This window comes from Leptothoe sp. EHU-05/26/07-4 (assembly GCF_043421015.1).
Taxonomy (GTDB): Bacteria; Cyanobacteriota; Cyanobacteriia; order Phormidesmidales; family Phormidesmidaceae; genus Leptothoe; species Leptothoe turfae.
Genome location: NZ_JAXSQV010000003.1, coordinates 964,701 through 991,663 on the forward strand (window position 1 = coordinate 964,701; position 26,963 = coordinate 991,663).

Here is a 26,963-nt window from a genome sequence, read left to right on the forward strand (position 1 = left end):
ATTCCCCCTATGTGGCGCTTATTACGACGATCTGCTCTCTGGCAAGCGACGTGGTTACCCGCAGTGGTGGGAGTGGGTACGCTTCCCATTGTCTTGTTTTTTTGGCAATCTCTCAAGATCCACGAACAAACGCACATTCACCAACAGGTGGATTTTGCCAGAGTCAGTATTAGTCGGGAAATTCGCTCTCAGACTGACAACCGCATCCAGGCGTTGGTGCGCATGTCACGTCGGTGGGAGGCCCAAGACGGACTTTCACAGGAAAATTGGACGATTGATGCCGAGAGTCTGCTGCATGACTACCCTGGTTATCAGGCCATTGAGTGGGTTGATCCAAATTTATATGTCCGTTGGATTGTTCCCATGGCGGGTAATGAAGCCGCCCAAGATTTTAACCTCGTTACCGATCCTGAACGCAAAGCAACCTTGGAATTGGCTCGCACAACTCGCACTATGACTGTGTCGTCCATGGTGGATTTGGTGCAGGGTGGGAAAGGGGTTTTGGTCTATTCACCCCTCTTCCTCGCCTCTGATCAATCATTTGATGGGTTTATTTTAGGGGTGTTTCGGGTGCAGCATCTGGTCGATACCATTTTGAGCGATCAGGTGACTGATGATTATGCGATCGCAATCCAACAAAACGGCACTGAGATTTATCGCCATCTCCCGACTGACACACCTCAATCGGCGACCACGAGTCTACGAAATCGCTGGAGTCAGCATGCTGAAATTGACATCCATGGCACTATTTGGGAGCTAGAAATTTGGCCAACATCAGCGCTATTGGCCCATGAACAGTCTCCCCTACCCACGGTGATTTTAGTCAGTGGTTTGTTGCTGTCCGGGTTAGCTACATGGGTGGTTTGGCTAACCCAAAAATCTCAGCAACGCTACCAGCAACTGGTTACTGAAAGTACTGAACGCCAGAGAGCTGAACAAGATTTAGAAAGATTCTTTAGTCTATCGGTGGATTTACTTTGTGTCACTGGCACGGACGGCTACTTTAAACACATTAATCCCGCTTTTGAAAGAACCCTAGGTCATCCGACAGAGGTCTTTCTCTCTCAACCATTTATCAACTTTGTTCATCCAGATGATCAGGCATCCACCCTGACTGAAATGGAAAGCCTGACGAATGGCCAGGCCACCCTGAGTTTTGAAAATCGCTATCGGTGTCGTGACGGTAGCTACCGCTGGCTACACTGGGCCGCTTTCCCTGCTACCAAAACCGGTCTACTCTACGCGGTGGCCCGAGATACTACCGACCGCAAAATCACAGAAGAAAACCTCAAACAGTTTAGTGCCAACCTCAAGCATCTACACCGCATCAACACAACCCACTATGAAACCTTTGATGCATTATTTGCCGATTGTCTAGAAACCGGTCGGCAAATTCTCGGATTAGAAACCGGCATCATTAGCCAGGTGACGGGTCAAACCTATACCATTCGCTCAGTGCAGTCAGACTTAGACTCTCTAGTGGCCAATCAATCCTTTACCCTGAGCAACACCTACTGTGCAGCGGTTGTTAAGGGGCAACAAACCGTTACCTATAAGCATGTGGGTGGTCATGCGGTGATGAAAGGGCACCCGGTTTATCAAAATCTTCATCTGGAGAGCTACCTCGGTACTCCCATTTGGGTGAATGGCGAGATCTATGGCACCCTCAACTTCTCATCTACCCAGATTCATGAGCATGAGTTCTCTCGCCATGAACAAGAGATTATTGAGTTGATGGCCCAGAGCATTGGCCGATTTTTGGCCACCGATCTCGCTCAGCAACAACAGCGAGCAATTGAAGAAGCCTTGCGAGAGAGTGAAGCCCGTTTTCGTATGATGGCCAACAGTGCGCCAGTGCTGTTGTGGATGACCGGCACCGATACCCGTTGCACGTTTCTGAACCAAACCTGGCTGACGTTTACCGGTCGTCAGCTAGAACAAGAATTAGGTAACGGTTGGACTGAGGGCATTCATCCTGAGGATCGCGATCACTTTCTTGACACCTACATTAAAGCCTTTGATGCCCGTAGCACCTTTGAGCTGGAATATCGTCTGCATAGGGAAGATGGCCAATACCGCTGGTTATTGAGTCGTGGGGTACCCAGGTTTAGATCTGACAACAGTTTTGCTGGGTATATCGGCACCTGTATTGACATTAGCGATCGCCATGAAGTAGAAAAACTCAAAGATGAATTTATTTCCGTTGTCAATCATGAGCTACGCACACCTCTGACCTCGATTTTAGGATCGTTAGATCTTTTGGCCAGCGGTGTCTTAAGCACTCAACCTGAAAAAGGACAGCGCATGCTACAGATTGCGGCTAACAATGCCGATCGATTGGTGCGTTTGATTAACGACATGCTGGATATTGAACGCATCGAATCCGGCAAGATGACCCTAAATAAGCAGGTGTGTGATGGGGCCAAACTCATGCAAACGGCAACGGATGAAATTCACACCCTAGCCACACAATCGGGTATCCAGCTTGTCGTGACTCCACTGCCTGTGCGGATTTGGGCTGACCCCGATCGAATTATTCAGGTCTTCACCAATCTCCTCAGCAACGCCATTAAGTTTTCCGGCGAGGGCACAACCGTAGAACTTACGGCCAATCTGGAAGATGCCCCAGAAGCAGCTCCCTGTGCAGCCTTACCGGTATCAACCCAACGGGTACAGTTTCAAGTGAGGGATCAGGGTCGGGGTATTCCTCCCGATCAACTCACGACAATTTTTGGTCGCTTCCAGCAAGTGGATGCATCTGATGCCCGTAGACGAGGAGGCACTGGTTTAGGTTTGGCGGTGTGTCGCAGTATTGTTCAGCACCATGGTGGTCGCATCTGGGTTGAAAGTGTTCTGGAGCAGGGCAGCACCTTTTTTGTCAGTCTGCCGGTGTTGCCGCCGCCTACACCAGTGCTGGATGATGACTCACATCATCCCCTGGTCCTGGTATGTGATGATGACCCATCCATACGAATGGTCGTGGAAGCTATGCTGGAGCAGCATAGCTATCGTGTGATTGCTGTTGAATCAGGGCAAGCGGCATTGACCCAAGCCATAGAGCAACAACCTGATGTGATTTTGTTAAACCTACTGATGCCGGAAATGACCGGTTGGGAAACATTGGCGGCGTTGAAGGCGCGATCGCAAACCCAAAATATCCCAGTGATTATCCTCAGCGGTCTCAGTCCTGAAGAAGGGGGCTCGCTGCATTCTGACATCAGCGATTGGATTGTGAAGCCTCCGGATGAAGATGGCCTATTTCAGGCTCTACAACAGGCATTAGCATCATCCCGAAAAGAGATTCAGGTATTGATCATCGAAGATGATCTGGATCTGGCCCAGGTGCTCACAGCTATTTTTGAACGTCACGGCATTACCTCACACCATGCTGCCACAGGACAAACGGGGATTCATCTGATTCAGCAGGTCACCCCCGATCTACTCGTCCTCGACTTGGCCCTACCCGAAAGCAATGGGTTTGCCGTTGTTGACTGGTTGCGACAACATAACCAGCTCTGCCGTGTTCCCCTGGTTATCTACACTGCTCAAGATTTGGATGATACCGAGCGACAGCGCCTGCGCCTGGGGCAAACTTTATTTTTAACCAAAGGTCGTGTTTCCCCCGATGACTTTGAAAAACAAGTGATGCAATTAATCCATCGTGTTACTGATCCCATTGGGTAAAATCGGTGTTGCTGATCCTCGGTATGATGCCATATGAAAAGTCTGGACTGAGTGTAACTATGTCGGATCGACTCGTCCCCTGAGTCAGCAACGCTAAAATCATCAATGGGATAACCATTTTAAGTATCAGTTTTTATGAAACACATTCTAATTATTGATGACGAAGACGATATTCGTGATGTCGCTCAGGTTGCCCTTGAAACCATTGGGGGGTGGCGTGTATCAACTGCTAGCACAGGACCTGAGGGATTAGCCCAGATGCAGGCAGATCCCCCTGATGTTGTTTTACTCGATGTCATGATGCCAGATATGGATGGCATTGAAGTGTTTAAGCGCATGCGGGCTGAGTCGCAAATTCAGGATATTCCTGTGCTGTTGATGACGGCCAAAACTCAAGCGGCTGATCAGCAGCGGTTTTTGAGCCTGGGGGTAACGGCCATTATTACGAAGCCATTTAAGGTAATGTTGTTGGCGGATCAAATTGCTGAAATTTTGGATTGGTAGGGAATATAGGGGGGTACGAGAAGGGTAACGGGGTGGGTTAACCCTATATCGTCCATGCCAAAAAACCGGCAATCTGACTCGCCAAGGTGGTCGGATCAAACGGCTTCGTAATCACCCCAGACGCGCCCGCTTCGTAGAGTCGTCGTCGATCTGACGCCTGGGCCTTCGCCGTTAAAAAAATAATCGGAATCTTTGCCGTTATTGGATTCTTCTGCAATGCCGCCAGCGTCGCCAGACCATCCATACCCGGCATCGCCACATCCAACAAAATCACATCAGGGAGAGTGGCGATCGCCACATCCAACCCCGCCTCACCCGAATTCGCCGTCGTCACAGACCAATCCGTATTCAACGTCAGACCAATTTTGGCAACGGTCTGAATATCAGTCTCATCATCAATCAACAAAACCGTACGACAAGTCATGATGGATTCTCTTAGGTGAACGTCTTAGGCAAAGAAAAACAGAATGTACTCCCCTCACCATGGACGCTGGTCACCCAAATGCGACCCTTGTGATGTTGCACAATCTCACGACAGATTGCTAACCCCAGACCCGTACCACCATGCTTGCGAGTATCCGATGCATCCACCTGTTGAAACCGCTCAAAAATTGTCTCCAGCTTATTTTCAGGAATCCCTCGACCATGGTCAACCACCTTGAAAACTACCTGTTGCGGATGGTCTACAGCCTTGAGAACAACAATTTCCCCCCGAGGTGAATACTTAATCGCATTACTCAGTAAATTTGTTAGCGTCTGTTCAATGTGGTCAGGGTCAGCATAGATATAGGTATCGATAGGCAACACCTGTACCGTCACCCCGTGAGTCTGAGCCATGGGCATCATCGCCTGTGCCGCCTTTTGTAACACCTCCGCCACCTGACACTGTACCTTAATCATCTTGATGCGACCCGACTCAATGCGCTCTAAATCGAGAACATCATTGATCAACCGCGTCAGCCGCTCCGTATTACTTAGAGCAATTTCAAGCAGTTCCTGGCCCTGGGGCTGTAGCTGCCCCAACTGCCCTGTCGTTAAAAGCTTCAGCGCCCCATGGATGGACGTAAGGGGCGTGCGTAACTCGTGGCTAACCACCGAAACAAACTCATTTTTCAGCTGGTCAGCTGCTTTATGATCGCTAATGTCTTGGGTCATGGCAAAACACCCCCTCACTCTGCCATCATGAATATCCGGTTGATAGCTGACACTCACCCAACGGTAAGGGCTATCACTTCCGGGAAACTCCACCTCAAAGGTGACACTTTGGCCGTCGAGCGCCTGTCGTAAATAGGGCTGAATAGTACCATAAATCTCAGGCCCCAAGGCTGTGGCTAAGGATTGCCCCTCTAAGCTTTCATAAGGTACCCCCAACCAATCTTCGTAGGCACGATTATTAAAGCGATAGCACTCCTCCGCATCAATGTAGGCAATCAATACTGGCAGGGCATTGGTTGTTTTGCGCAGTTGCTCTTCACTACGACGAATGGCCGCTTCCGCCTGTAGCCGTTCAGTAATGTCCTGCAGCATAACGGTGTACCATACCAGCCCGTCCTTGGTCCTACTTTTAGAAATAGACGCCTCTGCCGGAAAAATTTCGCCATTTTTACGGCGGCCACTCACGTTACCCCGACGCTCACCCATCCGCAGTGAGGGCACAGAGGACTTGCCAAATTTATCTATATGCTGCCGATGAATGACCTTAAATGCCGCCGGTAGCAATAAATCAAGGGGTTGGTTGATGGCTTCAGCCGCCATGTATCCAAAAATACGTTCAGCCGCCTGGTTAAATAGACGAATAGTCTGGCGCTGATCAACGCAGATAATCGCTTCTCCAGCCAGGTCAAAAATGTTTTCTAGGGTTTGTTGACTATAGTGCTGGGTAATACGGGAACGAGGATGTTCATTGATACTATTGATCGTCGCCAGGATGGATTTTGAAAAATCGCGCTCTTGGAATAGGGTCTGTTCGGTTTGCTTTTGCTCAGTAATATCATTGGCGGCAGCGTAGATTAGATTGCCCTGTGCGATCGCATTCCATACCAAATAGCGATAGCCACCATTGGCACAGCGATAGCGATGGTCAAAGGTAATCGCCTGGTGGTGATGGACTAGCCCATCCAAAGCATGTTGAGTAGCCTCACGATCATCGGGATGCACAAACTCGATCAAAGGCTGGGTGATAGAAGCGAGCGAGGAATACCCTAGAACCTTAGAAAATTGAGGATTAACGTGCTTGAAATAGCCATCAAAATCAGTAATGCACAGCAGACTTGGTGTGATGGCAAAGAATAATTCCAGGTTTTGCCCAAACAAGGGTGGCTTAGCTTGATGATGCTCAGAGCTGACCATAGACAACGTCCGCCACCTCAATGCGAAAGGGTGATCCCGAGTCTATCCTAGCGATCCTTTTCGGGAACACTGATACCTGGGCCTAGTTCTTTACACGCTGTTACAGACCATCCTTAGAATCAAGGGTTTGCTAGCCAACAAAAACCTATATGAATTGCCAATCCTCACATTTTCTTCAGAATTTTCCCGTAGGGTGTAGACGTTAGGAGGCAATGGCAATGCAATATCTCTACAGCTTCGCAAACGTAAGTTTAATTCTAAGGGTGATGGATCGGTTATCGCAGATGATTGGTCTGTCCTTAGAATCTGTGACGGTTATCTATCTAGTTGATCGGTGGGTGCTGCGTCTTAAGTTAAGGAATGCCTTGGGCGCTGATGCAGAGAAAAACTTAATCGCTTTCCTGATGGAAAATGGCATGCCCCATAAGCCATCTATGCAGTTGCGGGATACCCTCCGTGCTTTGGACAAGGGTAAAACGCCCACTGAAGTGATGAGTGAGTATCAGGTGGTTGTGGTTTCCCATGGGGTGCCTGACCCGACAGAGCTGCATGAATTCTGTGCCCGCTTTGTTGAGGGGTTAGGATACTATCCGCCCAGTTTGGTATAGCCCCCAACGTATTCAGCTATTCAGACACACCTATGTATGGTGATTGATTTGATTGAGAATACGGATGGCCAGCTCAGAAGTAGCAACTGATTTGTTAATAAAATCATCCCCGCCAAAGCGAAATGCTCGACCACGGGTGGTTTCTGCTTCATGAACGGTGAGAAACACGATGGGTAGGTTGCGCCAACGGGGATCTGCCCGCAGTAACTGACAGATTTCAAAGCCGTTCATTTCTGGCATGGTGACATCCAGCACTAAGGCATCTGGCTGGATTTTTTCTAGAACTTCCCACAGCTGTTTGGCATTGGTGAGGGGGGTAATATCAAAATTCCAGGGTGTCAGGCTAACCTGTAGCAGTTTTAAGATTTGCGGATCGTCATCAACAATGATGATTTTGGCGGGGGTGGTTTTAGTCCGCATGATTTGCAGAGCTTCTGTCATCAGCTGGGCGGGTGGATGGGTGCGATCCAGTAGCTGACTGGCCCCCTGTTGTACGAGTTGGAGCCGTGACTGGGCGGGCAGGGGTGGCAGGAGCAGCAAAAAGGGGCCGGTAAATTGATCGGTAAAGGTTGCAATATCGTTGAGCAGTTGATTTGGCAGCTCTTCCCCTTGCAGGGATGCCAGGATATCAAAAATAACCAGCTGAGGTTTAAGGGCTTGGAGCAAACGATGGGCGTGGATCAGACTATTAGCTTGACGGACCCGTAAGGATTGCTGTGTTGCCTCTAGACTCAATTGCTCCACCAAAGTACTGTCAGGACTAATTAGCAACAGCAGGGGAGCCCCAGCCGCTAAGGTTTCAGTGGCATCTTCCATCGAGGTTTCATCAATTTCGTGGCGCAACTGCTGCACCAGCTGATTAAACTGCATCGACGGAATATTAGTGGATGGAGTGATTTGTAAGAGTTTTTCTAACCGTTGTGCGAGGGTGGACCCCATGGGAAAGCCAAAACTACCTAGTGCCCCCACGAGCTTATGGGCCGTCATTTGGCTGGTTTGGTATAGCTCGCTGCCCAGGGTACCTTGCTCGATTGCGATCGCAGCCTTCTCCAGCACCGCTACCCGCTCCTGCATCACCCCCTGATACTTTTGCCAGGCCTGCTCCACAGCAGCAGTAGTGGTGGATTTTGGTGTGGGTGGCTCCGTCGACTCACTGACATTGAGTCGATAGCCCAAACCATAGACCGTTTTGATTAAATTTTTAGGTGCGCCCACCGCACTCAGTTTTTGCCGTAACCCTTTAATATGGGTCCGGACAGCATCTTCACTGGGGGGATTCTCAAAGGCCCAAAGATCATCAATGATGGCATCTAGACTGTAGACCCGATTAGGCCGCCGTAAAAACAATTCCAACAGTGCAAACTCTTTAGGGGTAAGATGCACCAGCGTTCCGTTGTAGGTGGTTTCACAGGTACTCGGGTCTAGATTAATCCCTCCTAACCGCAATACAGTCGGCAATCCTACTTGTTCACGTCGCAGTAACGCTCGAATGCGGGCATCCAGTTCATCTAAATCAAAGGGCTTGACCACATAATCATCAGCCCCTGCATCTAGGGCTTTTACTTTTTGAGCTGGGGTATCCGTTGCCGATAACATCAAAATCGGTTGCTCATACCCCATTTTCCGAAAGATCTGGCAAAACTCAATACCACTGCCATCGGGCAGATCAAGATCGAGTACCACCAAGTCATAGTTAAACATGTCGAGATATTCTCGAGCACTTTGACCATCGATTGTAATATCCACGGCATAGCGATGATGAATCAGGTGATTAGCCAATGCATCCATCAGCGCTTCATCATCGTCTACCAGCAATATGCGCATCGATACAAGATAGGAAACCTATCTATGGGAAACGTTACCTATCTATATAAGTCGGAAACGGCTTGTATATGAACGAGCTTTTATAAAAATTATTTACCCCAAAGAAAGTAAATAAAGCATCTTAGTTAGTTTGTTGGAGCGACTCAACACAATTCTAGAAGAAATTTCTACAATAGTAAGTAAGGTTTGTAGAGACCCCTCTCTAATTATAGAGACCCCCTCTAACTGTAGGTTAAGCAGAGGACTGTATGCAACAACCTCCCGTAACAATTCCCTATATCATTAGCACTACAGTTGTTATATTAACTGTTGTTGTCGGTGGAAGTGCCACTGCCATGGCCCAATCTGTACCGAGTTCAGCGATTCCAGCAACTCTGGATCAGGCCACCCTGGCAAGACTGGTAGCTGATCTGGCCTATCCCAACAGTGCACAACGGTTTTTTGAAGCTGGCGATGCTCAGCTTGAGCAAGAAATACAGAAACTATCAGGCGAAGAAGAAATCGAGCCATCTTTAACAATCAGTCCCGAAATAGTAGAGCAGTTTAAAGACTGATCTGTTAGCCAAAGAAGGGATGTGAGAAATGAGCTATCTAAATCATAGTTGTAAGTCTATGACCTGTAAGCCCTAAAGTATCAAGATCCAAGCGGGTTAAACTTCCCACAAACATTACTGCACATGTAGTAGTCTGAGCCCAAAAGCCATCCCAAAACTGACTTTGAAATATATCATCGAAGCAAAAGGTGTATATGCACATATATGATTGAATCAACGCTTAATTCCCTGGAAGTCGAAGCGGCCTTTGAAGTGAGAGACACCTGCCTGTCTAAGCATTTGCGTCAGGCAGATCGGATTATTATGCAACTGTATGATGAAATGCTCAGACCTCACCGATTGAAGTCAACTCAGTTCACCCTTCTCATTGCCATTCGGCTACAGCAGCCTGTTAATCAGAAAACTCTGGCTGAATGTACGGTGACAGATCGAACCACGTTGACCCGTAATTTAGCATCCCTGGCGCGCCAGGGGTTGATTCAAGTACAGCCTGGAACGGATCGTCGGGTAAAGGAAATATCCCTAACAACCGATGGTCATCAGCGGCTGAAAGAGGCATTTCCTGCCTGGAAAAAGGCTCAAAGTCAAACTGAAGAACTTCTAGGCAAAACCAATGTCCACCAACTTTTAGCGGAACTCAGCAAGATTTCAATCAAATTTGCAGCAACCTGATTTTTTGTCGAAATATGTGCATATGCATCTTTTTAAAATACAAGATTTACTTTTACACCCATTGAGAGGTAGTTCTATGGACACGCCTAACAGTTTTTGGTCTTCAATTTGTTTTTAGCCTTGTTGTTTATGCTCTCTTAGCCAAGTGGTACTTGATGCCGTGGCTTTCCAAGAAACCCATCAACCAAGCATTAATCCCGCTAATTATTCCCCATGCATTTCGGTATTTAGGATTAGCCTTTTTAATACCCCAAGTGGTCCAACCACTGCCTGGAGCTTTTGCTAATGCCGCTGCCTATGGGGATTTTATAAGTGGTTTGCTGGCGCTCTTTTCCTTGATAACCCTGTGAGTTAGTTGGAGATTTTCGCTACCATTGGTCTGGTTCTTCAATATTGTTGGCGCAGGGGACTTGATAAATGCTTTTCGTCAGACGGAGGTTGTGCCATATTTCGGGGCAACCTGGTATATTCCAACATTTGTGGTTCCCTTCCTAGGTGAATCTCGTCAAGTGGCGGCACTCAACGTCTAAGTAAAACAGCTCTATCTAGACTGAGAATACTAAGTGTACTGGTCATGGCTTAGTCACCTACTGCCAGCGTCAGTAGGTGCATTCCATAAAGTTGATACAAGCAAGTCGAAATCATGATAATTGGATCTTGCTTACGCACCAGTGCCTAAAATTCTAGGCTCATTGGCTGAGCTATAAATTAATCGTCTCCGCAAAATTAACTAGGGTCAAAGTTATACTCCTCCGTTTTTTTTCTAAATCATAAGTGTGCTATTTACGACAACTTTAAATTTTGAATTTAGTAGGATTTGTAGTCTTATAGCGCGTTATATCGCTTATTTTTGAAATTCATCATCTAAATCTTTAGTTTTTTGTGGATATTCAAATTCTTTTGATTCAACATTTTTGCGGAGATTTATGTCAAAAAAGATACGTGGGAATGGTGACGACTTTGCACAGAAGAATCTCTAAACTCGTAAGCGAGAGACAGCAAGAAAAGGCTTAATAAATTTAGTAAAACCTCTTATGGTTGTGAAAAATCTAGAGTTGTTGAGTTTCTGAAAATTGCTACTTCTTCTCTCATCATTGGCTTAAATTCTATGCTTGTGCACAAGCATAGAATTCGTGAGAATCATTTATTGACTTTTGGAGTATTTCATTTATGACTATGCGTCGTTTTGCATTGACCACTAGCTTGGTGGCAGGTACTCTAGCATTCAGTGGTGCCGCCGCATTCGCTGATACGATTAACCTTGGTGGAACAGTGTCTAACTACAGCACTATCTCATCGACGGCCACGGCTGGTGCCGGCAGCCTTAACCTTTATGGTGAAGGGACTGCTACGGCCGATGTTGTTGTCAAAGTAGCTGATATTGCGCTTACATCTAACAACACAGAGGGTGTTGAGTTAAAGGCTGAAGCTGATAGTGCTTTGACTGGTGGTACTAATGGTGTCACTCTGGCTTATCAAGTGAAACTTGTTGATGATAATGCCACAGCACCAGCAGCTGGGGCTTTCTCCGCTACATCAGATACTGTAAATGTAGATAATACAGACTTTTCCAGCAACGCAGCTAATCAAGACCTATACATTGAGTACGATGGTCCAGAGTACTTAGATCCTGATACTTATAGCTCTACCATTACCATGACTGTAGAAAGCTATCTCTAAAGCACTCTAGACAATATCTAGACACTTAATCCCTAGACACTATTGACGGAGGTGGAGCTAGTCGTGATCCGAACAGGATGCCTAATTGTAGGACTCTGGAGCGTATATCTATTACCTGCTCAGGCTGTACCTACATTAACTACCACTCCGACTATCAACGCAGGGCAGTTGGATTTGGATGGTGAGGGTAATGCATCGACCCATGTGGTGAAAGTAGCTGATATAGCGCTTTCAACTGATAATAGTTCAGGATTAACCTTGACTATCTCATCAGGAGATATTGATCGCATCGGTGGTCAACCCATATTATTCCAAGTTACTACTGTGACCGACAATGCTTCACCTCCCAATAGTGGAGATTTTTCAACCCCCTCTGGCAATAACTACACCTATGTAACCGGTTCTGTCGGAACCGAAAATAGAGATGTGTATATTCTCTATACCCCTTTGCCATTTCAAGATCCTGGCAGCTATACCAGTTCTGTTGACCTTTCTGTTACTGATAATTAACGGTGTTCAGACATTTCTCTTCAGCTCTAACGTTAACCACCTGTTTATTACTAGGTACTGCACGTCCATCCCTCGCATTTCAGTTCAATCCTCTATCCCAGGTATTTACTCCAACGGGTTCAGAAGCTACGCAATCCTATGAGATCGTTAATGATACAGATGAGCCCATTGCCGTTGAAGTTTCTGTCGTTCTGAGCGAAATGGACTTGACAGGAGATGAGAATTTTACCCCTGCGGAAGATGACTTTTTAGTCTATCCTCCACAAATGATTCTAGCACCTGATGAAATACAAATGGTGCGAGTGACATGGCTGGGTGATCCAACCCCGACTCAGGAATTGACCTATCGCTTAATTGCAGAACAACTGCCTATTCATTTGGTGGATCCTGAAGCACCAATTCCTAACGAAACCCGTGGAGAGATAAAACTTTCTTTTCGCTACATATCTAGCGTGTTTATTCGCCCCCAAAATGTAGCTCCTGATGTCAGCCTGGTATCGGTAGAACCAACCGTAATTGATTCAGGTGAGACCAAGCTATCTGTCGTTCTTGAAAATCAAGGAGATGGTAATGCGCGGTTAAGTGACTGGCAGTTAGAAGTGGCTGGTCAAGGGCAAACGGTGCAGCTTACTCCTGCTTTAGCAAAAGAAATGAATAGCCGAGTAATACTGCCGGGACAACAGCGGCAGTTTGATCTTCCCTGGCCCGAAGGACTGCCCATTGGGGATGTAATGGCTACTTTTCAGTTTGAAAATTAATTCTATAAGTTGATTGGCTTTGCCATGCTCCCGCTTGTGTTTGATACGTCTGCTGCTGTTCCCGCAGACGTAAGCCCTATTCCTGCCAATGTTAACCCTGAGTTATCCGGAGAACTATTTAAAGAGAATATTGACCAACAGTCCTTATCGGTGATTGAGGTACAAGAATCAGCTGTTCTCTTCTCTTCAAAAAAGAATATAAAAACAGATCATCCTCACACTAGATCACAAACAATTTCTCAATCTCCAGATAATGCTGTACTGGATGAAGCTCAACTATTTGAACAGGTATTTGGACAACCTTCTGAGCTCTACTCTACTCAAATAGAAGTGCCCCTAATCCTTAATGGTCGCTTTGCTGGGAATATTTTTGTTCATCCCCACAATGAAGTTGTCCATATAACGATAGCTGGCAACGCATTTTTGACATTAGCGCAAGATAGCTTGGGAGAAAGCACACAAAAGAATGTGCAATTGGCTATTGCTGCGGATGATCAACTAAGTTTATCAATTCTTCAGAGCGAAGGGTTAGAAGTCAATTTTGACCGCAGACGTTTAGAACTTCAAGTTAATGTACCTTCTGAGCTAAGGCTCACCAATACTCATAGCCTTAACGTCCCCCCAGATAATCCTGGTGAGTTTGCCTTAACGTTACCCGGCCAGCTGAGTGGGTATCTGAATCTCAGGGGCAATCAGAAAATTAATTGGACAGATGACACTAGGCTAGAACCCTTGGGTTTACAATTTGATGGTGCAATTAATTGGCAGGGCTGGGTATTAGAAGCCTATGGTCAAGCTACAGTAGGCCAGTCATGGCAATTTGATCGACTCAGTGTTGTTCGAGATGCGCCTGATCAAGCAATTCGCTATACGTTCGGGGATTTGTCCGTACCCACAGCAGGGTACCAAATGAGCCCATCACTATTGGGAGTTTCTGCTGCTCGTAATTTTTCGCTACAGCCATTTCGAGTAGCACGCCCCACTAGCCGCTATAGTTTTTTTTTGGAACGGCCCTCAACGGTTGAAGTATTTGTTAATGATAATTTAATAACAACACTACGCCTAGAGGCTGGTCCACAGGATATTCGCGACTTACCTCTAAAGACGGGTATTAACGATATTCGCTTAAAAATTGCAAATGATTTAGGACAGACAGAAACCCTTAACTTCTCCACTGGGATCGCTGGTGACCTGTTAGCTGAAGGTGTTCACCAGTTTGCATACAACGCTGGCTTTCCTACCATCGAACAGCAACCGTTAAAATCCTATGATTTATCACGGCCCACATTATCCATGTTTCACCGAGTAGGCTTTACTCCTAATTTAACGTTAGGTGGTTACTTACAAGGAGATATTACTCAACAAATGGCTGGCCTAAATGGTACCTGGGCAACTACAGTGGGTAACTTTGGCTGGGATATGGCCGCTAGTAACCATACTGATTATGGGGTAGATATAGCAGGCAAGCTCTTTTATGAATGGCTAGAAGCATCTCAGAACTCGTCTCAAAATCGACAACTACGTTTAGCACTAGAGTATCGAGGTGAAGATTTTTCGATTTTGGGACAAGATACTCCCCAGAATAAGACTGCGCTAAACGTATCCTTTGCATATCAACAGACTCTCTTCGAGAATATTCAAGCTAGATTTAATGGTGAATATCAAATAAAGCGAGAAGGAAGTGATGCCTATAACATTGGTGTGAGTTTAGCTCGTCCATTCGCACAAGGGTTGAACGTTAACCTCGGTTATCACTATGGGCAAGATTCTTCAAGTGAAACGAACCATCGCTTTAGCATTGGCTTTAATGGGGCACTCCCCTTTTCAGGTCAACGATTTAATACACGTACAGAGTTTAACAATACATTAGAACCTCAAAATTCTCTCAATTGGAGTTATTCTCCAAATCACACATTAGGTGCAATAACTCCAAATTTAACCCTGACACAGTCGCCGCAAAGTTATGGACTTAATGGACGTTTACAGTATCAGGGCTACCGCAGTAGCGTAGGGTTAAACCATCAGTTTACGCTACCTCGTGATCAAAAAGACTCCATTGAAAGTAGTTCCACAGTGACTTGGGGGACAGCAATTGCTTTTGTGGACGGTATTTGGGGATGGTCTCGCCCCATTGACAACAGTTTTGCTCTGATCAGCCGTCAGGGAAGTGCCGTAGGAGAAACTATCAAGGTCAATCCTACGTTATCTGGCGATATGGCACAGGCTAATGGCACAGGACCTGCTGTTCTTTCCATGGCACCTTATACCTTAACTGAGGTATCTCTGGATGCACCTAGCCTGAGTCTAGGAGAAGATTTGGGCCAAACGAGTTATCAACTCTTACCCACCTATCGTAGCGGTACGTTGATTACAACAGGAACTGAAGCGACTGTGTTTTTGCGAGGTGTATTAGTTGACCAAAGACAGGAACCTGTTACTCTACAGCAAGGATGGATAGAGTCTTTGTCGGATTCTAACTGGCCTGCTATTGAATTCTTCACTAATCGCACTGGTCGTTTTGTAGCGCCTGGCTTAAAGCCTGGTATCTATCGCCTCCATCTATCTAAAAATGATGGAGAAAATCTTGAGTTTGAAATCCCTGAACAGCAACAAGGCAACTTCGATATAGGTACTTTGCAGCTCTTTGAGACTGTACCAGCAGCTCAAAATGATATTTAGATATGCACGCTCGATGTTTCTAGTTCAGGACTAGCCAAATCCATTGTTAATGACGTCGGCTACCTACCAACAAAACATGTTTCGTTGCATTTGATCGTTACATATCTTTTGAGGAACCTCCATCTGTACTAGTCGTGAACTGGGTTGTATTGTCTGCCACGAACTGATTCCTGAAGCTATTCGTTGGAGATTTCAGTCAATCGGATACTTCTTATTAGTGATCTATCAGGGCTTGATTTTGAGGTGAAGGTTCAATGAAGAGTAACGGGCAAAACGCTGCTCTCCATCGGTATTCACTCTCTACCCTTTATGCTCCCAACCTAATTTTTAGGGTTGATACATTGCTAGAAACTGCGCTCCAATTATTCGACTATTTGTAACCGTCCCTAGCGTTGATCTTGTGGAATCAACGAAGGAGGCTCTTTTCCAGTTCGTGCAGCCAAGCAGGCATGAGCGAGGAAATCAAGCATATCTCTGCCCTGAGCCTTGAGCGAGGCAGTGACGGTCAACAAGCGTGCAACAAACTGACTACCGTGTTGAGCTTGAGAACCAAAACTGGTTTTCCGCCAAATCACCGCTGGCCGCAAGGCTCTTTCAGCCGCATTATTGGTGGGTTCAACATTTCCGATGGCAACGAAGGTCCATAACGCAGGTTCGACCTTGAGCAACCGACGACAGGTTCTGACGGTCTTCGCCAACGGAGATTTTTCATGAGGGTCAATCGGTAGTGAAGCAGCCTCTTCTAACGTCGTTTTGAATCCTTGCCGTAGCTGGGTGACTTGACGGATAAACTGCTCACGGGACAACGTGTTATTTTTCAGTTGATGCCACCACCGAAACAGCCGACGCTGGCGACGCAGCAACGCTTTCCCAATCTCGTGAGAAACACCCATACGCTCTGTCATTGCTGTTAAGTCTCGTTTGAGATGAGCCCAACACACTTGCCGATGGTCTAACGCAATCCAGTTATAGGCACTGTAGCGGTCAGAGGCCACGATACCTTCATAGGATTCACCAATCAGACCTTTTGCGGTCTTCTGAGACCGACTCAGAACAACCTCAAAAAAGCTCACTAGGGGTGTCACCAACACCCATAACCATCCTTTCGTCTGCTTGGGATTTCGACCATCCCGATTCCCTTGAGGAAAACTGGTTTCATCACTATGGAGCACTGGCTGGGTGTGAACATAGTCCTTGGCAGCGGCCACGGGTACGCTGAGGGCGTCGCTCATTTCATTGCGCAAGCGACCGACACTCCCACGAGAGAGACGAACGCTAAACAGGTCCGCCATGAGCGCGCACACTTGACGATAGCTGTGACGATACGGGCCACTCAACAGCATCACGATTGCACTTAATCGTTCCCCATAGCCCAAGGGCGATACCCCTGGCGGTAAAGCCGCTCGGGTAACCTGACCACAGACACCGCAACTGAGTTGATGCAGGCGATATTCAATCACCATTGGCTCCATCGGCGGTAGTTCGATTTCTTGATGACGGTGGGGATGACTATCGTGACCACTCAACGGTGCACCGCAGTCTGCACACGTCGACGGCATCACGTCATGCACCTGGTCACACTCGTCGCTGGGTTTGAGTTTACGAGCCTGACGGGGTGACGATCTTGGTTGGCCTAGTGGAGACCGCTTTTTATATTTCTTTTTACCGTCTGAAGGCTTGCTGAATCCATCACTCGAAGGGGGTTTTGATGAGTTTTGTGAGGTCTGATTCAATCGTTCTTCTAACTGGCTTAAACGCTCATCTTGTTGCTTCAAGCGCTCGCTAAGAACCAGCACCAATGCACGGATACTTGCTGGGGTTGCCTCCCAGTCCGCTCTTGGTACCTTGACTCCAGCAATTTCGATCTCTTCACTCATGCCACCAACTTAGCGAAGCTCACGTACGACGGACCCTAAGATTTCTTTATTTTCCTGGGACGGTTACGACTATTTAGACTATTCAGCCATTTGTCGAAATTATCTCGATAATAAGTGATCAAAGTGCTGAAAAATGCTCAAAATTAGTCAATAAAACTGAACATCGAATATCAATCCTTACCTGTCTTCCTGGGAAATAACTAACTTTCTTCGAAAGATTATTGTTTTGAGTTTGAAAATATCTGTATTTGTCCTTAAAAAATAAGATTAGTTGAACCGACTTGCTTTGATGTACGAATGTTCTGTCAGTAATATCTCTGTAGGGTTACCTTTTTTTAGCTGATAGATTTGTGATGTACTCAACCAAGTGAAATTACTAGATTTTACCTCGCGGCTCAAAGCTAGAAGGATAGGTGTAAATGAGGTGAAAGCTCAAGTTTCTAACTAGGTTATACAGGCTTTTTCCTTATTTTTATGGAGATCAATGTCAATGGTTGTTGCCGTTTCTAAGAAAGATACAGCTTTAAGTAAATTGGCATTCGTCGACAATTTCGAGTCAAAGGTATTTGATTTTACCTTCTCTAAGGCTTCAAGCGATGATCCTCTTCAGGCAGGGGCAGTAACGGTTGTGATTCCAGCTTTAAATGAAGCTGGCAATCTAGAAAAGCTCTTTGAGCGAATCTCTATTGCTTTTGATGAGCTAAGTTTGACACTACCCGTATTAGTTATTGATGACGGTAGCACCGATGAAAGTCCAGAAATTCTGGCACAGTTGGCTGAAAAGCATACATTCTTGAGTGTAATTCGACATCCTCAACGTCGTGGTGTTGCCGCTGTCTGGCAAACAGCCTTGGAACACGTTAAGACAGATTGGATTTTCTGGGGTCAAGCAGATCTAGAGTCTGATCCAGCAACAGATATTCCAGCATTACTCAGAGCTTACCGACCCGGTATGACGGCAGTAGCTGGTTGGCGGCAGCAACGCGGTGATGGTAAAACCCAAGCGTCTCAATTGGCGAACCGTGCCTGCCGCTGGACTTTTGGCTTGAAGATTCACGACATGAACTGGATCAAATTAGTGCGTCGAGATGCCCTGGTAGGACTCCCTATTGAGCTGATTACCCACCGATTTTTGTTGGCTGTCTTAGCAGGGTTAGGTCACCAAGTAGAAGAAGTTAAAACCCATTGGCATCCACGGTTTGCTGGAACTAGCAAATTTGGCAAGAAACGCTTAATGACCTCTGCCCAAGACTTTCTGAAAGTTGTTACCTGGTTTTACCTGGAGCGACCCTTGGGTCGGGCTTCTCGCTACATAGCCATGGCCAATACTTACTTGCAAGAAAGATTTCTAGCCGAGACAATCAATGCCTGAAAATAGTACCCAATGCTTTGATCTGTAGATATCCTTAGAGCCCGCTTGAACTGCGGACGGCTTGCAAAAAATTACTGGGTTTCTGTTGAGGGTCCTCAACTAACTGGGCAATCTTCGACTATCTAGGTATTTGCCCTATGGGTAGGGGATAGTGGTCGATGTCCTTAAATAAAAAGCATATTCTTGTTCTTAGCTCTGTCTATCCCCTCTTTCCAGATGGGAATCATGGAGCATTTATTCGAGAAACGATTCTGCGACTACAGCCAACAGGAGCAACGTTTAGTGTGTTTGCCCCTGCCTATGAGGGTGGCCAATCCTATGAGCTGGAAGGAGTCAAGGTTTATCGGTTTCGATATTTTTGGAAGCGGTTTGAGACACTGGTGCGAGATGGTGCACCGACTAAGTTAAAACGTCAGCCGTTTAACCTGATTCCGGCTGTTTGCTATGTAGTATTAGGAACCTGGCAACTAGTTTGGCTCTGCCGCAAAATTCGCCCCGATTTGTTGCATGTCCATTGGCCCTTTCCCCATGGGTTAATGGCCTGGCCTGCTAGCAAGCTATTTAAAATTCCCATGGTCTTTAGTTTCCATGGTGGGGAGCTATTGCTAGCTCAGCGGTTTGGTTTTGTTGCCCATATTTTACGCTGGCTTTTGTCCCACACAGTTGGCGTCACAACCAATTCATCCTTTACCAAGGGCCTAGTAGAGAAATTACGCCCTTGTCCGTTGCAGGTGATTCCCTACGGTTTAACTGTAGAAGCCAAACCGACTGAACCTCGTGCTCCCGAGCAGATATCTACCCTGCTATTTGTGGGTCGCTTAGATGAACGCAAAGGGGTGTGTTATCTGTTGGACGCACTGGCAATTTTATTGACTGAGCGAGATGTACGATTACGGATTGTCGGCACAGGCATTATAGAAACTGAGTTAAAGGAACAGGTCCAAGGTCTGGCATTGGAGCAACAAGTAGACTTTCTTGGTTTTGTTTCTAAGGCACAACTAGCTGACGAATATGCTAAATGCGATGTTTTTGTATTGCCTGCAATTGTTGATAGTAAAGGAGATACCGAAGGGTTGGGTATTGTCATGATTGAGGCACTAGCCCATGCCAAACCAGTGGTGGCTACTGCCGTTGGCGGAATCCCGGATGTAATTAGGCCAGGGGAAACGGGATGTTTAGTGCCTGAGAAAAACTCCTTGGCTTTGGCCAAAGCAATTGCAGAGTTGCTTGATCGGCCAGACTGGGCAACCCAACTAGGACATCAGGGTTTAGCGGATATTCAAACGCGTTTTAACTGGTCGAGCATTATAGCCATGTGGCAGGACATCTACCAACGAGTCCTTTAGCAGAGAACCATTTAAGGTTCGTAACGTAGGTTATGTTCAGGGGGATTAGACCTTCAGTCTTGAGTTGGCTGCTGCCTACGTTGGTGGTAGGTCCGTTGGTAGGTATGCTTTTCTTGACGTTGATGGTTTTACTGCCAACACTTAAGGATCCAAATTCGCGTATATATTCGTCGAGGATCGGTTATCCAGCACGGCAGCGGCAGACTGGTAAACCTATCGCCGTAGAAACATTTGTGGTAGGTCAGCAAATTGCCACCAATGCCATTGGTGCGCCAGGAGTATCAGTGGCACTCGATGATGTGAATGTTCGACCTGAAATCAATGGTGTTGTTGAAAGTGTCTTGGTTAAAGAAGGTGATTGGGTCCGTAAAGGTCAATTGCTCTTCCGCTTGAGACAGAATGATATTTTAGCAAGGGTTCAACAGGCTCGTACAGATCTGGCGCGATCGCAAAACCAATTGCGCCAGAAGGAAGTCGATGCCCAGGGAGCGATTCAACTGCTTGAAGATGAAGTCACCCTGGCCAGGGATCGCCTCAACACTGCGACAGCGAGAGTGCAAGATAGCATCGTCCGCATTCAGCAACAAATTGAACAAGAGAGAACTGCAGCCCGTGTACGGTTAGAAAATGCACGAGAACGTCTTGAAAGCATACGTTATCTGCACAAGCAGGGAGCTGTCAGCGAATTTCGTCTACTGGATGCGGAAGATCTGTATGCGGCGAGATTACAAGAATTTGAGAATGCTAGTCGGGGAGATTTTTTAGACCAGAACTCCCAATTTATTAACCGTGACTTTTTTCTAGAACGTGAGCTTGATTTATCAGCCGCTAAACAACAGCTGGCTAATTTGCGCCAAACCCAATCAGTAACGCTGAAAAGCCTGCGATTAGACGTAGAAAAAGCTGAAGCGATCGTTAATGAGACTGAGGGGCTGTTAGATAAAACCCTACTCTATGCGGTGAGTGACGGCCTGATTAGCAAAGTCAATGTTGATGCCGGAGACTTTTATGAAATTGGAGAAGACGCCCTGATTACCCTGAGTCAGAATGTTGCCTTCGAAGCATTTGTCGATCAGGTCCGGCTTGATACTATTCGTGTCGGTGATCCGGTCACTGTCCGTTTGGTGGCTTATCCAGGAAAAACATTTAGTGGCAGTGTGGTCCGCATCAATCCAGCCGTTGAGACTGAGGGGTTTCGACTGGGAAAGGTTAGCATCAATCGTCAATATACCTACTCAGTTTGGATCAAGGTGGAAGGGTTACCAATGTCCCCTGGTCTGCAGGGTTTCGCCGCCTTTAATTCATCACAGAGAGCGGTTCAAGTGCCAGAGCGAGCCATCACCCATATTTCTGAGGGCGAAGCCATGGTGATGGTGATTGAAAGTGGGCAGGCAGTTGTGCGTCAGGTAGGGGTGGGGCAGCGGTTTGACAATAGTCGTGAGATTATCTCTGGTCTAGAAATCGGAGAACAGGTGATTCTTGATCCACGGGTGTTACAGCCTGGCGATCGGGTGACTTCCACTACAGTTAAACCGGATGCTGCCAGGTTTCAAGATTTACCATGATTATGCATAGCGTTCAGACACTATATCGCCTGATACAGGGGTTAAACCGTGGACGTCAAACGGGACTGGTCGGACTTCTCATCCTGTTAATCAGTCTCCGCTATAGCTGGTACCACCTGCCTGCTGAGAATTTAGAAATGTTACACATCAATAGTTGGCCTGAGGGCCAACTGGTTTCGGCTGGTGTGTTGTTGGCTGTGGGGCTAGGCTTTGGGTTAATGCCCTGGCACGGCCCCCCCCCCTACGATGGATATTGTGGAGTTCCCTGGGGCTAACATTGTTGTTTCCCTATAGCCTGATGACTTGGTGTCCACAGCAAGCATTTTTAGCTCTGTCCTATTGGCATCAATTGGAACAGGTCAATATCCAGGTAGAAACAAGTTTTGCTGATGTTCACAACCACTGGAAACAGTTTATTTCACTGGCTCAATTCCAGCCACTCCCCACGTTAGCCACGTTTAACATGCCGGATAGTCGGTTTTTTCAGCTTTCCCAATGGGATCACGTTTTACTGGATGGGTTGGGCTATGGCAATGGGTTCTTTGCCTTTATTGGTAAAGGCTGGAGCTTAACAATTGTGGGATTAACCATTCTGTTGTTGGCAGTCTATCTAAAACCTCTCTCCAGGAAACTAGAGGTTAAGAATAAGGATAAGGATAAGCGCCTTCTAAGCAAAGTTGTTGGCATTATCGCCCCAGAAGTACCAGGAGATGTCAGCTGTGAAAAATGGCTGAGCGAAGTTGACGCCAACGGCATACATGGGACGGTTAAGGATGAAAAAGGACGTCTTGGAATTCTCTACCAGGATCTGCGCACAGGCCTACCGATTGTAGCGCTCATTCTATGCTTACTGCTCTCCCACATGATCGGAGCCAACCTTTGGGATCGGTCTTTGGAGGTGGCCTATGCCCGTGGTAATTATGCAACAGTTATCCAACAAAGTCCCTGGTTGATGCGCGTTTATCCCCCCGTTCAGGGGGACCCCCATGCTTGGATGCGGTATGGCAAAGCTCAACATTATGGTGGTCAAGGAGATGCGGGGCTGACAGCCTTTTATCAGGGTATGGCCTACTATCAGGGGCACGACTTTGCCCAGGCCATACCCTACTTAAGGCAAGCATTACATCTGCATCCACACCTATGGGTGATTCGAGAGCATTTGGCAGCAGCCCTGATTAATCAGGCCATCGTGTACTTCAATGCGCCAACGCTGCCGTTTTCCCCCCACGGTAACAACTACCCCAATTTCTCCAATAGTCCTCTAAATCCCATTGCTCCCAACAGTCAACGTCAGCTCAATAATCGTAAATCTGGCGGTACGAGTGAGTTTTTAGAGCAAGCCTTGATTATATTTCCTGGCCATATTCAAGCCCTATACGATTTGATGATCGTCAAGGCTATTGATCAACAGTTTGAGGCATCGGCTGCGATCGCAACCACCATTCTTAACGAACAAACCTATTTTCAGTCCCCCAATATTGGCCTGATGGGCCAGGCCCATGTCCACAAAACCTGGGCAGCCTACCATCGTGGTGATCTGGATGCAGCTTGGGAGTCCTACCGTCGCTCAGTAGATTCTGACGCCTGGGGCGAGGAGACCAAGACCCATGAGTAAGCGCTGGTTAGCCGTTTTGCTACTGTTAGGCTGTCTCTGGGGAAGCCTGGGATTTTCAATCTGGCAGCCATCCACGGGGCCACTCACCCCCGTACACTGGTCCCCCGATGTGCAATGGATTACGTCCCCTGCGCCCAGCCACCGATTTTACACCAGACACACCTTCTATGGTCCTGAGAGTGTTCAGGCCGCCTGGGTACGCATCAGTGCCGACGATGACTTTGTCTTTAACATTAACGGTCGCCAATCGGTCATTCGTGAAAATGGGGCACTGAATAGTCCCAAAGGATTAGCCTATCGTCGTAAGGTGCCGTTGCAGGAGTTTAACGACACCCTCCCCTACGCTGCGAAAACCGGGCTAAACTACGTGATGGCCAGTTCTCCTGATTGGAAGATTTCAGTGTATTTAGACCTGACCAACTATGTGAGAGCGGGCAAAAATGTCATTGCGATCGAAGTGCAAAAAGGCACTAAATCTCCTCGGATTGCCGTAGAAGGACAGGTTTTACCTGAGAAGGAATTCTCCCCCATCAATCTCTCCACTGGTGCCACACCGTGGAAAATGGCTACGTTAGCTGAAAATCGATCAGCGGTGCGCTGGTTTCATCTGGAATTTGACGATACCGAGTGGCCTCAGGCCTTGGCCCTGGGACCTGTGCATGAGACCACCTACACTCGCCTGAGCCAGCGTTTATTTGACCAACCGGTGCATGGTTCATGGATTACCACATCAGCACCATGGCTCTATCAAACCTGGCAAGTGCCCCACCATGCAACTCGCAGTGTGTTACGCTACGCCGCCATAGGCGAGCCAGCGGTGTTTATTAATGACCGTTTGGTGGATATTCAGTCATCTACCCAGGGTAAGCAGCTACGCATGTTTGATGTGACAGCCTACGTCAAACCTGGCAAAAATATTGTGGCCGTCCATTTAAACCAACCGGTGGATGATGCCTGGACCCAAGACACCAATGAGGAACCCCCAAGCATTTTTACCGATGCCTGGGCGGAATCTAATCAGGGGGAAGTGCCCTTAACTCAATCTGGAGGATCGGCCTGGACCAGGGATATTAGCAATGAGTCCCTGAGCGTTTTTCTCGATGCCTGGGCGGAGTCTGACCAGGGAGAGATTTTATCTGCCGTACATACCGATGGTGATTGGCATGGGGGCGTTTCTCTCCCCGAGAAAAACCAATCCTCACTGCTAACATACACACCCGTTGTCATCGTGCGCCAGGTGATGGGCCAGGAGTTTATTCATCACTTTTTGGGCCATCCATTTTTGCAGTGCATCGGCTGGTATGTGGGGCATCAACTGATGTGGTGGTGGCTGGGCTGTGGGGTCAGTTTTGCCCTGGCTTGGGGAGTGGGGCATCTGTGGTTACGCGGCTCATCTGGTTCTCTGGTAGCCGGGGCTGAGGTACTGCTGCCATCGTTAGTATTGTTGATGGGGATGACCTTACTCAAGCATCGCCATGGTGAGGGAGCCTGGGGCATTTGGTTTGCGCAACCGGGGAGCGATCGCACCTTGTTACTGGGCAGCCTGCTGGTACTGTTGCTCAGCCTCATAAGCTGGGACTGTCCCCGCTGGCAGCGCTATGGAATAACTGTTGGAACCAGTGCCCTTGGACTAGGATTGTTATTTAGCCAATCCATGCCCCCATGGCTAATCTTTATCATCCTGGGGGGACTGGTCATCACCATACGATGGCAGTTACTAAGCCAGCTAGAGGACCTGAGCTCTAAGCTGTTGGCAACCTTAGAAACAGGACCCGCCTGGCAGCGTTCCACAGTTTTAGGCAGCATTGTTTTTATCGGTTTCTGTTTACGTCTGTATCGCCTCACCAAGGAAGACCTCGACTCCGACGAAAACACCTCCTACGATGCCACCCGTGGTATTTTGCGCACGGGCTCTCCCCTAGCCACATCAGGTATTTGGTATACGCGGGGGCCTATATTTCACTACTTACTAGCCCTCTGGCTACGTCTGGTGGGGGACTCTATCTTTAACGCTCGGTTTTTCTCCGTCATGTTTGGTACCGGGGTGCTGGTGCTGGTGTTTTTGATTACGCGGCGCGTCACGGGTCGCGTATGGATAGCCTTGGTGGTGACACTTATACTGGCGTTGAACCCCTGGGAGATTTGGTATTCTCGGTTTATTCGGTTTTACCAAATGGTGCAGTTTACAACCCTGCTGGCCCTGTGGGCCTTTATTCGGGGGTTTATCGACAGGGGTGGGCGATTTTATCAATATGTCTTTTTTATTGCCCTAACAGCCACCTTGCTGATTCAAGAAGTCAGTCTGACCATTACCCCAGGTTTTTTATTGGGTTACCTTTGTTTTGCCCCTCGATTTCGTTGGCAAGCGGACTGGCGGCTATGGTTAAACACCATCATGGTGATGATCATCTTTGCCTATGACATTATCTTTTTTAAAATTAAGTGCCTCACCCCCTGGACAGCATTGTCTGCCAGTACGTCGTCTTATCTCAAACCCCATTTACTTAACGTGACAGGGTTTTTGGCTTGCTTTTTTGTGGGGCCAAACCGATTGGAGATTCTCTACACAGCATTTTTCCTGGTTGGGGCAATTTATTTTCTTCGTCGGCAAGCGGGTCTGGTTTTATATTTGTTTAGCTTTGTGTTGCTCAATCTGTTGGTATTAACCCTGCTCACCTATCAAATTGCTGAACGCTATGCCTACTCAGTGTATCCCCTATTTATCATGCTGTCGGTGTATAGCGCGATCGCAATTAGCCAAGGTCTGATCCACACCATTAAACAGGGACGATTCCAACACTTTCCGGTCCATGGCCTGGTGAGTCTTTGTTTAGTACTGCTACTTATCAGCAACTTAGAACTCGGGCGCATAGCTCAGAGCTATGCCCAGGCCATTGGTCGCCACAACACCGAAATTTTTGAATATATCCGTGACCATCGTCAGCCAGGAGACGTCATTATTTCCCCCACCCCTTCCTTTGGACCGATCACCATTGGGCCGGTCGATTACTTTCTTATGGGTACCTGGTTTTTTGATGCCACGTACTGGCGTGACGGTCGCCTGCTAGACCGCTGGGGCGGTGGCGTGGTGATTAGTAATTTAGATCAACTGGAGCGCATACTAGAAACATCGCAGCGTGTCTGGATCCATGTCGATGATGCTCGCCAGAGCCGTCTCAGTGCCCAAATGTTGGAATATATCCAAACCACGGGCAAACCCGTATACGACAGCTTTGGTACTAGCTTACGGCTATGGGATCCCGCCGATGGATGGATACCCCATACGCCAGAGCAGGGCAGGGATTTAGGGGCATATTAGGGGGGTAAGACTGATTCTTTTTGTCGAAGAATTGACCTGATCTACTT

The 26,963-nt window shown here is 47.4% G+C and carries 19 protein-coding genes and 1 pseudogene; 16 read left to right on the top strand and 4 right to left on the bottom strand.

Annotated elements, in window-relative coordinates; genetic code table 11:
• Positions 1-9: 9 nt before the first annotated feature.
• Both U2F10_RS11930 and U2F10_RS11935 read left to right on the top strand, forming a co-directional pair.
• Positions 10-3,684, top strand: coding sequence for a response regulator (locus tag U2F10_RS11930; RefSeq protein ID WP_499872211.1), 3,675 nt, complete (start codon positions 10-12; stop codon positions 3,682-3,684).
• Between the two features lie 135 nt (positions 3,685-3,819).
• Complete coding sequence (locus U2F10_RS11935; protein ID WP_163668645.1) at positions 3,820-4,188, top strand: response regulator; 369 nt, start codon at positions 3,820-3,822, stop codon at positions 4,186-4,188.
• Positions 4,189-4,231: 43 nt separating this feature from the next.
• On the opposite strand, the gene U2F10_RS11940 is transcribed toward U2F10_RS11935, so the two are convergent.
• Complete coding sequence (locus tag U2F10_RS11940) at positions 4,232-4,612, bottom strand: response regulator (RefSeq protein ID WP_163668647.1); 381 nt, start codon at positions 4,610-4,612, stop codon at positions 4,232-4,234.
• Positions 4,613-4,623: 11 nt separating this feature from the next.
• A complete protein-coding gene (locus tag U2F10_RS11945; protein ID WP_499872212.1) occupies positions 4,624-6,537 on the bottom strand; it encodes a PAS domain-containing sensor histidine kinase in 1,914 nt (637 codons plus the stop codon).
• Positions 6,538-6,755: 218 nt separating this feature from the next.
• On the opposite strand from U2F10_RS11945, the gene U2F10_RS11950 reads away from it, so the two are divergent.
• The gene (locus U2F10_RS11950) at positions 6,756-7,145 is read left to right on the top strand and encodes a hypothetical protein (protein ID WP_006514648.1); all 390 of its coding nucleotides are present in this window, start codon (positions 6,756-6,758) and stop codon (positions 7,143-7,145) included.
• 30 nt (positions 7,146-7,175) lie between these two features.
• Here the strand turns inward: U2F10_RS11950 and U2F10_RS11955 are convergent, their stop codons facing one another.
• Positions 7,176-8,969, bottom strand: coding sequence for a response regulator (locus U2F10_RS11955; protein ID WP_163668651.1), 1,794 nt, complete (start codon positions 8,967-8,969; stop codon positions 7,176-7,178).
• A gap of 248 nt (positions 8,970-9,217) precedes the next feature.
• Here U2F10_RS11955 and U2F10_RS11960 point away from each other — a divergent pair, with 248 nt between their 5' ends.
• The 7 genes and pseudogenes from U2F10_RS11960 (at position 9,218) to U2F10_RS11990 (ending at position 15,822) form a co-directional block, all read left to right on the top strand.
• On the top strand, positions 9,218-9,523 hold the full coding sequence (locus U2F10_RS11960; RefSeq protein ID WP_499872215.1) for a hypothetical protein: 306 nt from the start codon (positions 9,218-9,220) through the stop codon (positions 9,521-9,523).
• A gap of 204 nt (positions 9,524-9,727) precedes the next feature.
• Positions 9,728-10,195 (top strand): MarR family winged helix-turn-helix transcriptional regulator, encoded by a 468-nt coding sequence (locus tag U2F10_RS11965; protein WP_163668654.1) that lies wholly within the window; start codon positions 9,728-9,730, stop codon positions 10,193-10,195.
• 104 nt (positions 10,196-10,299) lie between these two features.
• Positions 10,300-10,725 (top strand): annotated as a pseudogene (locus U2F10_RS11970) (DUF8737 domain-containing protein); the annotation flags it as partial.
• A 640-nt stretch (positions 10,726-11,365) separates the two neighbouring features.
• The gene (locus U2F10_RS11975; RefSeq protein WP_499872216.1) at positions 11,366-11,875 is read left to right on the top strand and encodes a hypothetical protein; all 510 of its coding nucleotides are present in this window, start codon (positions 11,366-11,368) and stop codon (positions 11,873-11,875) included.
• A gap of 63 nt (positions 11,876-11,938) precedes the next feature.
• The gene (locus tag U2F10_RS11980; RefSeq protein WP_499866739.1) at positions 11,939-12,385 is read left to right on the top strand and encodes a hypothetical protein; all 447 of its coding nucleotides are present in this window, start codon (positions 11,939-11,941) and stop codon (positions 12,383-12,385) included.
• A gap of 2 nt (positions 12,386-12,387) precedes the next feature.
• Positions 12,388-13,143, top strand: coding sequence for a fimbrial biogenesis chaperone (locus U2F10_RS11985; RefSeq protein WP_499866740.1), 756 nt, complete (start codon positions 12,388-12,390; stop codon positions 13,141-13,143).
• Between the two features lie 24 nt (positions 13,144-13,167).
• The gene (locus U2F10_RS11990; protein ID WP_499872218.1) at positions 13,168-15,822 is read left to right on the top strand and encodes a fimbria/pilus outer membrane usher protein; all 2,655 of its coding nucleotides are present in this window, start codon (positions 13,168-13,170) and stop codon (positions 15,820-15,822) included.
• A gap of 386 nt (positions 15,823-16,208) precedes the next feature.
• Here the strand turns inward: U2F10_RS11990 and tnpC are convergent, their stop codons facing one another.
• On the bottom strand, positions 16,209-17,699 hold the full coding sequence (gene tnpC / locus U2F10_RS11995) for an IS66 family transposase (RefSeq protein WP_499870809.1): 1,491 nt from the start codon (positions 17,697-17,699) through the stop codon (positions 16,209-16,211).
• Between the two features lie 490 nt (positions 17,700-18,189).
• Between tnpC and U2F10_RS12000 the strand changes: the two genes are divergently transcribed.
• The 6 genes from U2F10_RS12000 to U2F10_RS12025 all read left to right on the top strand — a co-directional run bounded on the left by U2F10_RS12000 (position 18,190) and on the right by U2F10_RS12025 (position 26,916).
• Entirely contained in the window at positions 18,190-19,071 is an 882-nt protein-coding gene (locus U2F10_RS12000; RefSeq protein ID WP_499872220.1) for a glycosyltransferase family 2 protein, read from the top strand.
• A 158-nt stretch (positions 19,072-19,229) separates the two neighbouring features.
• Positions 19,230-20,417, top strand: a complete 1,188-nt coding sequence (locus U2F10_RS12005) for a glycosyltransferase family 4 protein (protein ID WP_499866743.1) — start codon at positions 19,230-19,232, stop codon at positions 20,415-20,417.
• Positions 20,418-20,539: 122 nt separating this feature from the next.
• A complete protein-coding gene (locus tag U2F10_RS12010; protein WP_499872221.1) occupies positions 20,540-21,982 on the top strand; it encodes an efflux RND transporter periplasmic adaptor subunit in 1,443 nt (480 codons plus the stop codon).
• Positions 21,979-22,257 (top strand): hypothetical protein, encoded by a 279-nt coding sequence (locus U2F10_RS12015; RefSeq protein ID WP_499872222.1) that lies wholly within the window; start codon positions 21,979-21,981, stop codon positions 22,255-22,257. The genes U2F10_RS12010 and U2F10_RS12015 overlap by 4 nt, the downstream gene beginning before the upstream one ends.
• 23 nt (positions 22,258-22,280) lie before the next feature.
• Positions 22,281-23,597, top strand: coding sequence for a hypothetical protein (locus tag U2F10_RS12020; RefSeq protein ID WP_499872223.1), 1,317 nt, complete (start codon positions 22,281-22,283; stop codon positions 23,595-23,597).
• Complete coding sequence (locus U2F10_RS12025; RefSeq protein WP_499872224.1) at positions 23,590-26,916, top strand: ArnT family glycosyltransferase; 3,327 nt, start codon at positions 23,590-23,592, stop codon at positions 26,914-26,916. Before U2F10_RS12020 ends, U2F10_RS12025 begins: the two co-directional genes overlap by 8 nt.
• The last annotated feature ends 47 nt before the right edge of the window (positions 26,917-26,963 follow it).